At 44.3% G+C, this 12885-nt stretch carries 12 protein-coding genes and 1 pseudogene; 4 read left to right on the top strand and 9 right to left on the bottom strand.

Going from position 1 to position 12885, the window contains the following annotated elements; all coding sequences use genetic code 11:
- Positions 1-276 precede the first annotated feature (276 nt).
- A complete protein-coding gene (locus QUB04_RS08525; protein ID WP_333283342.1) occupies positions 277-996 on the bottom strand; it encodes a PHP domain-containing protein in 720 nt (239 codons plus the stop codon).
- Positions 997-1458: 462 nt separating this feature from the next.
- A complete protein-coding gene (locus QUB04_RS08520; protein ID WP_333283340.1) occupies positions 1459-3873 on the bottom strand; it encodes a bifunctional serine/threonine-protein kinase/ABC transporter substrate-binding protein in 2415 nt (804 codons plus the stop codon).
- Positions 3874-4002: 129 nt separating this feature from the next.
- On the opposite strand from QUB04_RS08520, the pseudogene QUB04_RS08515 reads away from it, so the two are divergent.
- Together QUB04_RS08515 and QUB04_RS08510 are read left to right on the top strand one after the other, a co-directional pair.
- Positions 4003-4248 (top strand): annotated as a pseudogene (locus tag QUB04_RS08515) (hypothetical protein); the annotation flags it as partial.
- A gap of 33 nt (positions 4249-4281) precedes the next feature.
- The gene (locus tag QUB04_RS08510; RefSeq protein WP_333283338.1) at positions 4282-4437 is read left to right on the top strand and encodes a hypothetical protein; all 156 of its coding nucleotides are present in this window, start codon (positions 4282-4284) and stop codon (positions 4435-4437) included.
- Between the two features lie 181 nt (positions 4438-4618).
- Here QUB04_RS08510 and QUB04_RS08505 read toward each other — a convergent pair whose 3' ends face one another.
- The 6 genes from QUB04_RS08505 to QUB04_RS08480 all read right to left on the bottom strand — a co-directional run bounded on the left by QUB04_RS08505 (position 4619) and on the right by QUB04_RS08480 (position 9896).
- Positions 4619-5371, bottom strand: a complete 753-nt coding sequence (locus QUB04_RS08505) for a hypothetical protein (RefSeq protein WP_333283336.1) — start codon at positions 5369-5371, stop codon at positions 4619-4621.
- Between the two features lie 17 nt (positions 5372-5388).
- The gene (locus QUB04_RS08500) at positions 5389-5751 is read right to left on the bottom strand and encodes a DUF2254 family protein (RefSeq protein WP_333283450.1); all 363 of its coding nucleotides are present in this window, start codon (positions 5749-5751) and stop codon (positions 5389-5391) included.
- Between the two features lie 184 nt (positions 5752-5935).
- Entirely contained in the window at positions 5936-7057 is a 1122-nt protein-coding gene (locus QUB04_RS08495) for a hypothetical protein (RefSeq protein WP_333283334.1), read from the bottom strand.
- 14 nt (positions 7058-7071) lie between these two features.
- Entirely contained in the window at positions 7072-7623 is a 552-nt protein-coding gene (locus QUB04_RS08490; RefSeq protein ID WP_333283332.1) for an SH3 domain-containing protein, read from the bottom strand.
- A 135-nt stretch (positions 7624-7758) separates the two neighbouring features.
- Positions 7759-9030, bottom strand: a complete 1272-nt coding sequence (gene iscB, locus QUB04_RS08485; RefSeq protein ID WP_333283330.1) for an RNA-guided endonuclease IscB — start codon at positions 9028-9030, stop codon at positions 7759-7761.
- A gap of 254 nt (positions 9031-9284) precedes the next feature.
- Complete coding sequence (locus tag QUB04_RS08480; RefSeq protein WP_333283328.1) at positions 9285-9896, bottom strand: hypothetical protein; 612 nt, start codon at positions 9894-9896, stop codon at positions 9285-9287.
- 566 nt (positions 9897-10462) lie between these two features.
- Between QUB04_RS08480 and QUB04_RS08475 the strand changes: the two genes are divergently transcribed.
- Positions 10463-11386: a DUF2382 domain-containing protein gene (locus tag QUB04_RS08475; RefSeq protein ID WP_333283326.1), complete on the top strand. Its 924-nt coding sequence runs from the start codon at positions 10463-10465 to the stop codon at positions 11384-11386.
- 50 nt (positions 11387-11436) lie between these two features.
- Positions 11437-12402 (top strand): S-layer homology domain-containing protein, encoded by a 966-nt coding sequence (locus QUB04_RS08470; protein ID WP_333283323.1) that lies wholly within the window; start codon positions 11437-11439, stop codon positions 12400-12402.
- A 34-nt stretch (positions 12403-12436) separates the two neighbouring features.
- Here QUB04_RS08470 and tnpA read toward each other — a convergent pair whose 3' ends face one another.
- On the bottom strand, positions 12437-12874 hold the full coding sequence (tnpA, locus tag QUB04_RS08465) for an IS200/IS605 family transposase (RefSeq protein WP_333283321.1): 438 nt from the start codon (positions 12872-12874) through the stop codon (positions 12437-12439).
- Between the last annotated feature and the right edge of the window lie 11 nt (positions 12875-12885).

The following is a 12885-nucleotide window of genomic DNA, read 5'->3' as shown; positions in this document are numbered from 1 at the left end:
CTTTGGGAAAGCGAAAGCTCATCCTGGCGATCGCAATGATATCACGTCCCGTAAAATAGCCGTTATAAGGCAAGTAGTGAAAACTTCAGTCCAGAGACTTTTATGAGGACTGAAGTCCTCACTACCAAACAATTTTATAGTCGTCATTTTAGCGGACATAATATGCCCTGATAAACTGTTTGTTTTCGGCTCATTGTGATTGCTTTCATAAGAGATATATCCGCTAACGCTTAGACTGGTAATGACAGGATAAAGCACTTGTTATTTCCGAACTATTTAGATTCGGACGAGAAGACTCAGCCCGTGAGAGTCCGTGCCACAAGTTCCCAGCAAACCATAAGTTTCTGCTAAATCTTTCACTAAAGCAGTTTGTTTGGGACTCGGTTTCCAAGGATTTGGATTACCGTAAGCATAGTAAATTTCTACACCGTCAATGCCGAAACTGGCTGCTTCTGGGATTAGTTTATCTGCAGTCGATCGATACCTGCAAGGATGTGCGAGAACTGCTAAACCTCCTGCTTCATGAATAGCTTCAATTACCCTGGCTGCTGAATAACAATAAGTGCCTTCAGTGCTTTTACCTCGTAGGTATGGTTTGAGACTGGGATGTTGCGGATCGAAGGCGTAAGCGAGAATGTGTACCTCATTGTTGAGCAATTCGGCATTAATTTCAGCGCCTGTCCAGAGACTAGGTGCTTCGCTATTTTTGTCGGGATGGTTTAATTTCCAATTATCCAGCCAAATTTGAGCTTTAACGTAGCCTTCGGTGCTGTGGTGGTCGGTGATAGCTAAGCCTTTGAGACCTCTGGCTATGGCTTGTTCCATCAATTTCTCTGGCTGCAATCGCCCGTCGGAGTAGACTGTGTGCATATGAAAATTATAGGAACCCGGACAGCTATCGGCATCAATTGTCTGAAAGACTTGTTTGAGTGCTGAGATATTCTGGGCTTCTGGTTTGAGGCTAGAACCGGGGAAGGGAGCGAGATTGACAGTCATAAGCGTTATTATAAAAAAAACTAGCTTTGTTTAATATATCTAATAAATTGATATGCTGCACCTGTGGCAATAGTCTGCTGTGGGATTGAAATATCTGGCGGATTGTTGCGTTCGACACCAGATATCAATTCACTCGCACATCTTCCACAATTCTCTATCCAGCATTTTATCGTCGGGTGGGGCGGGTTTATGAGATTATTGATTTTAGGCAATTATAGTTGGTAAAACGCGGATCTACAGGTTTGGGGAGAATGCCGCAAGATATCAATTTACTCGCCCCTATTGCATCATTCTCAGCAACAGGCCCGACGGCCGGTTCGACAAAGAGTAAATTTTATTGTGGGGAGTAGGGGTTGGGCAGGAGAGCCCGCCCTTAAAGAGTAAATTTTATTGTGGGGAGTAGGGGTTGGGCAGGAGAGCCCGCCCTTAAAAGGTTTGTGGAAAATGCCACAAGATATTAATTCAATCGCATTTTAAACCTGCGGCTGCGGCTGTGGGAAATTCGTTCGGCACAAATGTAACTCCAAACTGTTCTCTAGAACACGGCACAATATGCGCCACTCGTTTAGGAGGGTTTTTCCGATTTCCAGTCTTTGAGTCAAACTCAATTATACCCGTAGCTCCTTCGGCTTTAAAGTTGGGATCGGCTAAGGTTTTTTGCATTCCTTCGCGGCTGGGTTCTGGCTGCATTTCGAGGGCTTTAATCAGCGTCCGGGCGGCATCGTAGGTTAAAGCCGATCGAGTATTGACCGGGCCTCCCCACAATTTTTCAGCGTTTTGCGGAAATTTTTTGTCAAAACTTATTAACGGATGCCAAAACACGGATATGCCCAGTTTTTCAACAGACTTTAGCTCTTTTGCTACTTCTAACGTTCTCGGCTCGTACAGAGTCCAAGGCCCGACAATCCAATTGCGATCGCCATTAGCTTTAATCATTTCGATCGCATTTTCCAGGGAATTAGTGACTTGACCGTCGGGAATGACAAGTAAGGCTGTTTTTCCGGCTTTCTCAACTTCTGTGATTGCTGCTTCGGCCTTAAAATTATTTTTAGATAAGTCGTAATAATTACTTAGCCTAAAAGTCGAGCCTCCTTTTGCTTCAAATTGCTTTTTGAATTCTTCCCACAAAGAAGCGCTAAACGGACTGTTGGGATTGTAAAATACTGCGACTTTTTTCTCACCGACCAAGAGCAGTTGATTTACCAAAGCTTCAGCTTCTATGCTAGTTGTCGGAGCCGTCCGAAAGAAAAATTTTCTAGGTTTTCGCGTCAGTTCTTCTGTTGTGCTTCCCGGAGAAATGGCGATTAGTTGATTTCGATTGTAAATATCTACTGTTTCCACAGTCATGTCACTGGTGTAGTGTCCGATAACTGCTAGAATATCGGGCTGAGCGACCAGATAATTAGCCCTTTGAACCGCGTATGATTTGATATTGCCATCATCAGCAATGATGACTTTGAGACCTTTTCCTTTAATAGCTTTTGGTTCGAGAAAGCCTTGACCGGGAAAATCTTTATTGTTCTCATTTGCAGCCAGAAGACCTAAATTAACTTCGGTTTGAGCTTGAGCAATGCCGCGGATCAGTTCTTCTGCTAAATTTGCGTTGAGGATGCTGCCGTCCTGATTTCTGCGGATAGGGACAACAATTGCGATCGTGTAATATTCTGCATTTATTGCCTTTAGCAGAGCATTGTTGATGTAAATTAAAGTTTCTGGATCTCTGCGGTCTTCCCGCCAGGACTGTTTGAGCAATTTTAAAGCTTCGGGATAATTAGAATCGGCAAACTCATTGATTCCCCTTTGTTTTGACCACAAGGCGGAGGTTTGCACTAGAAGTTTTTCGCCGGAACTTACACCATCTGCGGAGGGCGTAGCCAGCGTTGGTTGCGGGGAAATTCTGGGGATTAGCGGGGAAATTCTGGGGATTAAAAGTACGATCGCCCCAAAAGCCGCAATTCCCGCAACGCCGAACAGCAGCCCGCGAAAGCCCGATCGCAACTTCCGCGAAGTTTTGGGTACCTGGGGCCCTGGGACGATCGACAAATCCAAGTCTTGCAAAACTTCATCAACAGATTGGTAGCGGTCTTGAAAGTGGAAACGCACCATCTTGGTTAAAATATTTTTGAGCTTGCAGCTAACAGGTTCAGATGTTAAATAATCCCAGACAATTTCACCAGTTTCGGGGTCTTGCGGCAGATTGGTGGGACGCCGCCCGGTGAGGGCTTGAATCGCGATGATTCCTACTGCATAAATATCATTGTAGGGTTGCGGGAGAGACCGCGTATCGTGTTGTTCGGCAGGCATATAACCCCTGGTGCCGATCGCCTGCGAGCTGAATATTTCACCTGTAGAGTTAGAGGTAAAAGTGCCGATTTCTTTGACGGCCCCAAAATCAATTAAAACAATTTTTTGATCTGTTTTGCGCCGAATTAAGTTAGAAGGTGTAATATCGCGGTGAATAATATTTTCTTGGTGGACTGATGTTAATATTTCCAGAATTTCCCGCAACAAAGCAACAGTTTGTTGCTCATTCCACCGATCGCCCGCAGTGAGTTCTTGACTAAGCGGATGTCCTTGAACGTATTCTTGCACTAAGTAAAAATAATCCTTTTTTTCAAAGCTATCGAATAATTCGGGAATGCGCGAGTTTCTCCCCAGACGGCGCAAAGCCCTAGCTTCCCTTTCAAATCGGTGCCTTGCCCCCTCCAAGACGCGCGGCTCGTTCGATGGGGGAAAAGGAATTTCCTTAACAACGCACAGAGGATTATTAGGTTGGTTCATTTGTACAGCCGTGTAGGTTCTAGCAAACCCTCCCTCTCCCAACAAAGCGAGAATTTCGTAGCTTTCATGCAGGATATGCCCTAAGTTGACACACATAAATCTTCCAACACCTCTTGACAGGCTGCGGCCTTTAATGTTGATTATAGGGACTTAAACCAAAAATTAGTCCCTTTTATTGTAAAATCCATTGTAGTGTAGTTGGCGCTTCCACGTCGAAAAACTCTCATAAAGGAAACAACTCCCACCACAATGTCCCCATGCTTCGATAAATGGTTTCGCCGCGAGAGACGATGTTTTTACCCACAAATCCCAAAAAACGGGGTTCACCCTAATCATAGATGACTCAGGTCTAGCGAAAAAGTGGCTCTTTAACTGCAAGAGTTTGGCGACAATATATGGCGTGAAATCGCCAAAAATGATAACTGGGTAGTCTTAGTAACTACACATTTATATGAGGGAGTAAAAAGTCTGTCAGATAAATGTAAGCTTTTAAGCACTTAAACTATGAGCAGAGCTTTACCTTTTAAAGTTAAGACTGTTAATACCGCCGCAGTGGGTAGCAGTGCTAGGAAAAATTCTTCCGGTAATTTTAAACGCCGTCTGAAAGAACACTTGATTCCTGATAATGGTTTTAAGCTCGAACGTTTTGGCTTTATTTGATATCATCATTCCGGCTGCGCCGGAATGATGATATCAAATCCGCGCTTCATCGTCGGCCGAAAAGTCGAATCAAGCTGCCCACAAATAATTCGCGTAATATTCATTCTTTTGACTCACCGTCAACAGTCAACAGTCAACAGTCAACAATCATTCCGGTGCAACCGGAATCGATATGATTCCTCTACAAAGCCAATAAAAGAGCGGTGTAAATTCCAGCACCAAGGGCAAATGCCCAAAACCGACTTTCTCGTTCTTCTGGCAATTCTTCTTTGAGGACGTTGAGAACAATTCCTCCGGCTAAAAAAGCAAATAAAACTGCGATCGCAGTTTTTCCAATTTCAGTAGCGCTACCCAACACCCACCCCACAATAATAGCTGCTGCTAGTATCCAGCGTCCGATGCGGTCATAAATATGTTTGTGGTGTTCCCGCAAACCAGAGTCGTTCACTGCAAAGTGCAGTGCCATTGCACAAGAAAACAACAGCAGATTGGTAAGGCCCGGTTCTTCCCGATGCACCAGCAGATAGCCAATCAGAGCGTTGTAGATTGCAAAAGAGCCTATGTGCAACCAAAAAACACCAGGACTCGTCACATCATCTTCGCCACGCTGACGAGATAAATTTGCAATTTGCTCCAAGCCGTAAAATACAGTCAATCCTAACAAAGCTATTAAATAAACGTGGTGTTCTAGATAAGAAATAACTCCTGCTTCTACTTGCTCTAATACCGCTTGGTGCAGATTTAATTCCGGTAAAATATGCACAAAAACATAAGCTACCGAAACCCCACCAGCCGCTGAAAGCCAGCCACTGCGAGGAATAGGAGCAAACCGCAACTTGCCGCAAAATAAATGTGTCAGCGCTAAACCAATGGCAATCAGCGCGGTTAAAGCTAAATTATTAGGAGCCGATCGCAAAGCTGCTGTTATTACCATAATTCTGCTCAACCAAATTAATCCTGTCTTAAAGCTTTAATGACTTGATAATACCGCTCTTGGACATCTTTCTGGTCTTGCTCCTGAGAGATTTGTTCGTGGCTACTATTTAAAATCCTCTCCGCCTGACGGCGTAAAGCTTCTCGTTGTGTGGAATTGCGGGTGTAAGTGGCGATGCAAGCTATAGCTTCCAATAAGCGAATTGTTACCGCCACATCTGATTTACTGTACTGGCGAATTTGGTTAAAGGCAGCATCGACTAACCCTTCAAACGTCACTCCTTCAACAATGACGCGCAAATTATCTTCATCGTCGTAGCGATAGGGCGAGGGAAAATCCCTTTGAGCGAGGCGGGATAATCCGGCGCTGAGTCGGCGGATATTTCTGCTGTCATAAAACTTCCTCTTGCCTCAATCATTATTGATAGTATTAAAATTAGCCATGTCAAACTCTATCTTAAGGCTGTAGATTACTTTAACGTGAGGCTAATTTAGGACTTACACAGCCACAGTAAATATTGGGGATGATGCGTTACGCAGAAAGCTAACACACCAACAATTTTTTTCAAGCGGATATCGAAGCCACATCTTGACCGTTGAGTTTTTGTGCGATCGCATCCAGCACCTTCTGTTCTGCTTCGGAAACCTCTCCGCTATTTTCGGCAATGCGACGGCATTGAGCTAATAGCGGTACTGCAAAGTCGGGGTTAAGTTGCTCTAACAATGCACCCAATGGTTTAGGGGACTTGATGTTAGCAGCAATCCTTTTGAGAGAATCCGCATTTAATTGCAATGCCTTCAATTCTGGCAGAATATCTTCCCAGTTTTTGTTGGGATAACTTGCCAAAATCATGTGAACCATAATTTGATCCATCCCTGCTTGCTGCGCGATCGCAACATCGAGATATTTCTCGCTTTGTTGCTGGATCGCTTGCAGCGTTTCGGTTCCAGGTTCTTCAGTATCTTCCCTCAGTTTGGCTTCGTAAAACTGGCGCGCCGCATATCCCAGCGCGTACAGCATCGTAGCATTCGTACTCGCACCAATCATCGCGCCAGCCAGCGGTACGTTGCGTAAAAAGCCCAAACCAGCTTTCATTGCGTTGCTACCGCCTAGCGCTAACCCAAAAATTGCCAAAACCTCGCCTTTTCGGGCTGGCTCTTGCAAATTCATCCCATAAGCGGCGGCAATTTCATAAACCATTTCGGTTTGAATCGCAGTAGTCGCGGCTAGATCGATCGCCAGCAGTGCAGCCGCGACACCGGGTAAAATGCTGCTAGCAAATCCAACACCACCGGCGTGAATCGCTTTTTCCACCATAATGCGATGGGCAATTTCGCTGGGATATTCATTGGGATACTTTTGTTGGAGTTCCTTGACTTGAGCTTCGGCTTTAGCTAAGTCGATGCGATCGCTGACCCCAACTAACCAATCAAGCCTGAGTACCCCTGCCACTTGTTTAACAAAGGGAAAATTGCCAACATAAGTTACCGCATCTCCGGTTCCTTGCGTCGCTTGTCCAATCAATCGATAAGTTTGTTTAGCAGCAGCTTCCCCCCAATTAACTGCTGTTTCAACAACCGCTTTGCCTGTATTCAGTGCAGATTCTGTTGTCTCGGCAATGAAATTTAACCAACCAGACTTTTGCTGTGAATTAGTTTCTTTTTTTGGCTTTGATTGGTGATCCATCACTGTTTTTTCCATTAACTACAATACGCCCGGTTTTCAGTTTGGAAGTAGCCTCTCACAGGCACTGTAATCGGCACCCAACCATCCGTTCCTAAACTTTCAATCGTCACTCTTCGTCCACTCGCGACGACTCCAACCCTTTCCCCATCAGTGGAAGGTGCTTGATGTACGTTAATTCCTCTGGCGGCTGCAACTTGGCGGCAGTTAGTAGGAGGCGGGGCGGTTGCGGCTTCACACAATCCGAGAAAACCACCATATACGTAGCCTTGTAGCGGGGCTGTAATTGGTACCCAGCCATTCTCACCAAGACTTTGAATCGTCACATTTCGTGCGGAACCGATGGTGCCAACCGCTTCGCTGTTAGCCGTCGGTTGTCGCCGAACATTAAGACCATTCCTCGCAATAACCTGGCGACAGCTATCGGGTACTTGCGCTAGTAAAGATTCACCTTGAATCTGTTTTTGATTTCTATCAGCGGCGAACGAGGGAGCAACTAAAACCGTTGCCGTTAACAAGATCGAACTTGTTAACCTTGTATATTTTTGCCAGATCCTCTGCTGTTGCATCGCTTCATCTTCTTTTAAATCTCTATGCCCAAACCTTATAAAAGGTTTTTAGCTCGTTCATCTGTCTTCCCCCTTGGAGACCCCCACGCTCACCTGTACTCAGGGAGCGTGGTGGGAGTCCAAGGGGGGCAAGGTTTATGCTGCATACGAATAACCATCCTTTCTGTGAATAATTGAACAATATTTGTGGCTAACCCCTGACACCAATTCTGATGCGGCAATATTAAATGAACCACTCGTTCTAACGGCAACACGCCCAACATATTTACCAACTTTCTTGCCAGAAGTAACGATTGCTTTGACAATATCTCCAGTTTGAAAACCTTTAACAAACTTAAGCCGGGGAACATAGCGACATGGAAATCCAAACTTATCGGTACGACACATTTGGCGCGTCCCATGCCCAGTAGCTTTAATTAACAACGGCTTGTTTGTTAAAATTTTCAGCGATTCAACGTTCCCTACACAAGCTGCATCTAACCAGTGAGTTTTAGCTAGACTTAATCGAGTGCGATTGAACTTTGTTAAGCCACCACTGCCAGTAGAAACAGGCAAACCAATCATGCTAAGCCGATTAAATAATGCCCAACGAGTTGAATTGACTGCTGTCGCATCTTTTAAAGAACGCTTTGCTTGAGACAAAACCCGTTTTAAAACCTCTGGCTTTTTAGACAGGAATTGCTCTATATTTTGAGTTCCTTTCTTGATATTGCACTTTTCACAAGCAAGGCAAAGATTAGAAATACGATTAGAACCACCCTTAGCTTTAGGATGAATATGTTCGACTTGTAATGGTGTATTTGTAACACCACAGTAAGCACACTTTCTCTCCCATTTGTTGAGCAAGTATTCGCGAACCTCGTAGCCACACAAAACGCCTTGTTGGTACTCGATTCCAGAAATTTCCGGGTTTTCTAATTGTTGTAAGTCAAACCGCACAAGTTCTTGAACAATAGAAACAATGGGGGCTACTTTCATCAATTTAGTCACCCATGTTATAGTTGTTTCAACGCGATGTTGCAAACTTGGGGCTAGCCAACCTTTAAGGCGAGTTCTATTTAGGAATCTAGCTGGACGATAGCGAGTATGGCGATTCCTCCGGACTCTACGCAATGAACGACGAGATTCAAGGCTGGCTTTAATAGCTTGACCTCGGTGAGTTAGTTCGGCACCAAAGATTACTTTTTCTCGTTGCAGTAATGCGAATCCAGTGGTTTGAGAGCCAGGGTCTATTTTGAGAGTGATTGGTTTTTGGGTTGCTGTCACCTCTACCTTGAGAATTAGTGTGAATGGATACCTTTTAAAAACAGCAGCTTTGCCATTAGTTAGCAATTTACGGGCCATTCCTGGGTGGATTGGATTGAGCGGTCGTTTTTGGGTATCTAGTACAAAAACAAAGTTAGACATTTTAAGTCCTCCCTTTCGGGGTAATGTTAGCTTCGTCAATGTTTAAGGTCGGTAACTATCTTAAAAGCACTGGCTTAACCCTTACACCTGTTTAACTTTTAAGTTCTAGAGCACAGAACTAGCAACGCATTCTCTGGTAGGTCTTTAACACTTGCCTTAAACGTAGTGATTTAACACCTAGACTGGTCAACTTGGCAATTTCTGTGCCCCCACTATATCGGTACTCCGATTAGTGGTGGGTGGTTGACCGCTAATCAAGCATAAACGCGAGGTTTGCGAGCGCCAAGAGCAGCACCACTCATTGCCCCTGCCAAACCCAGCAAAGAGCCAAGTAGAAATGACCAAACAGCTTTAGCTGTATTACCAGCTATATCGCGAACTTGATTTGGGTCTACATTCGGCGCTTGATTCGGTATATTAACGCCGCCCTGTTGTTGTACTTGATTGGCAATTTCTCCAGCATTAGCAGCCGCAGCGCCAACAGCACCCGATATCCCGCTTCCTAATAACCAAGCACTAAGTGCTAATGTAGTTCCCCAAAGAATTGCTGCATTCAAAAATGCTGTTTTCTTGGTCATCGGCCCGCAGCTTTGAGCCATTACCCAACCGCCCAAAAATAGGGAAATCAGCAAACTGATAATCGACCAAATTACGACCCCAAAACCAACGGAACCTGCATCCGCGCCTGTTGCACCTGCGGTTAATCCGATCGCCATTGCCAAAGCGCTTAAAATTAGTTGAGTGCCCAGAGCGATCGCAATTCCTGCCAAAATTGGCCCCCACCTCACTTGATCGTGGTAATCCACCAGCGGATTGACGATTGTAGGATCAGTGAGTGGACTGCCCGATCGATCTGGATAAGTCATAAAAGATTAACCCCTGCGTTACGTTGTTACTTTTTTCCCATTGATGGGAATTTAATTTTACTTAATAAATATTACTAGAATATCTACCGAGGGGCATAATAGTTTTTAATTTGATTATTTTAAGGCTCAAAAGTAGTAATTTCGCTCATCAATCGAAATCTCATTCAGAAAAAACCCCAGCAGCTACTTATAGATGCCCTTAATTTTGTAGGCTCTCCCCTAGTTGAGGTCATAATAAAACCTGAGAAATCCTTGTGAGAGCTTTTGGCATAAAGGTTGTAGGTTGGAGCCCTGGGAACGAAAGCCAACTGGTTAGCCTGAGATAGTTGGGCGGAGTGAAACGGAGGCTTCCTTTGGCTCAACCCAACCTACGAATGATTAGATAAATTTATCACCCTCAGTACGGGAGAGCTAAAATCATCTACCTAAAGATAGAAAAATATAAAAAAATCTCCCTATCTTGATGATTTTCAATTTGCTGAATCATTCATAAGATGGAAGTATTAGAACTGATATCTATCTAAAGTAGGTAGAGGGCTTGATGTACATAGGTACAGGAAACAACAATGTTACTTTACAAAATAGAAGATTTTAATCCCCACTACCGCCAAGCAGCTTTTGATGACGACGATATCAAAGGGCTGGATGTGTATGGCGGAAGTACCTATGATAAAATTGGCACGATCGATACTGTGCTGGTAGATGAGACAGGACGTTTCCGCTATTTTGTGGTAGAGACTGGTTCTTGGATTGTTGACAAAAAAGTTTTACTTCCCATCGCTCTTTGTCGCATTGATTTTAATGGGCGGCGTGTTTACGCTACAAATTTGCGGAGTAAAGACCAAGTGGAAAAACTACCCAGGTATGAGCATGGGATGGCAGTTGATTACGCTTATGAAGAACAAGTGCGGGGTATTTATCGGACTGCAACAGTAGAAGGGTCTGCACCAGTAGAAGCATCATTACCTTTAGAAGCACCTGTTCGAGTTTCTACACGGCATGCTGTCTCGCCTCAAGCTAGTAATCCTGCTTATGACCGGGATACCTATACTTACGATAAAGAGCCCCAATTGTATCAGATGAACGAACAGGATCATCAAAAACTCAAACTGTACGAAGAACGATTAGTTGCAGATAAAACCCGTCGCAAAACAGGCGAGGTAATAATTGGCAAGCAAGTTGAAACCAAAACGGTACAACTGCAGCTTCCTGTAGAAAAAGAGCGAGTTGTGATTGAGCGCACTACTCCAGAATATGCAGGGAGTCGAGTAACTCCAGATACCGCCTTCAAGCAAGAAGAAATGGCACATTTTGAAATCTACGAACAAACTGTCAATATCAAAAAGCAAGCGTTCGTGCGCGAGGAAGTGCAAGTCAGAAAAGAAGTTGAGCAAGATACGGTTGAGGCAACAGACACAGTACGTCGCGAAGAGTTAGATGTAAAAAAAACAGAATGGGATTCGGAGCGGAAAAAAAGTAATCCGCTTTAACTCAGCCAAAGAGTATCGTTAAAAATGCAAAAATCAGGAGGAAATTTATTATGTCTACTCGCAGGCATTTACCGTCAATCAGCGTAGCCTTTTTAGCTTTAGCCGTTAGTGTCAGTGGCACTGGTTTTGTGCTAAGTTCCCAGCAAGTTGCTGCTCAACAAGCTAAATCGAAATTTCCTGATGTACCGCCGAATTACTGGGCGCGTCCGTTTATTGATTCCTTAGCTGAAAAAGAGATTGTTACCGGATATGTAAACGGAAGTTTTAGACCAAAACAGGTTGTGGATCGGGATGAATTTTCGGCGATGATCCACCAAGCTTTTAATCGAGCAAGCATTAGAAAGATACCCAGTGGAAGTTACTTTAAGGATGTGCCTCAAAACTACTGGGCAGCAACTCCGATTAAAGAAGCTTATGAAACGGGATTTATGAATGATTTTCCCGGAAAGAAGTTTCGTCCGAAGCAGCCCTTGACTAAGGCACAAGCATTAGTTGTGTTAATGAGGGGTTTAAATATGGATTACAATCCCCCTGTTGTCAAAACTGATCAAGCGGCTGTAACTGCAGCCAAGGCAACTCCAGTAAATAAACGTCGAATTGCTAGGAACCGTTTGGCATTTCCCCTCGCAGCGACTGTTTTGATGCAGCCGTTATTACCTGTAGTGGCAAGGCTGCAGCCTGCGGCTGCGCCCGCACCTAAACCGGCTAAGGCTGTTCCACCAACAACCACAAAAGCTGCAACTGCGCCTGCTAAAAATTCGGCATTAGATTTTCTCAATTCGTACTATAAAGATGCCGAGAAAATTCCTAAATATGCGGTTGAGCCAGTGGCAGCAGCGACAAAGGCAAAGATAGTGGTCAACTATCCAGATCCCAGAGTTCTTAATCCGAACGAGTTGCTCAGTCGGGGTAGTGCTACTGCCCTAATTCATCAAGCTTTGGTCAATCAAGGTCAGATAGAACCGCTTCCTGACAAGGATAGTGCTAAGTACATTCCTAAGATCCCAAGTCGCTAGTTCTACCATCAACTTTAACTTTTTTACCACTGGATTAGATTGACCAAGAAATTGGGATACCAGCCCCTTCTTCAGTGGACGGCTTTTCTTGATTTCTAATATACTCCTTTAAAGCTTCTAAGGGCGCACCCCCTACAGAAACAGCAAAATAGCTAGGACTCCACAATGCTTCTTTATGGGGCTTCTTATGTCCAGCCTGTCCGTAACGACGGCTAGAAACGCCTTTTAATGCGTTAACTATTTGAGAGATAAACAACTTAGGCGGATACTCAATCAGCGCGTGAACATGATTGCCTTCGCCATTGAATTCCAGCACTTGAAAATTCATTTTTTCAGCCACCTCTCGAAACGACTTTTCAATCAAATCAATACTTTCACCTGTGAAGACAGACCGACGATACTTTGTCACACAGACCAAGTGTATCTTAAGTTCTGTAACAGAATGGCGTTCCCTGCGGTAAATAGTTGTCATTACTTGCAAAC

Origin of the sequence: Microcoleus sp. D2_18a_B4, assembly GCF_036702475.1 — a bacterium.
Classification (GTDB): domain Bacteria; phylum Cyanobacteriota; class Cyanobacteriia; order Cyanobacteriales; family Microcoleaceae; genus Microcoleus.
The sequence above is the reverse complement of the archived record's forward strand: the minus strand, read 5'-3'. Positions and strand labels throughout refer to the sequence as shown.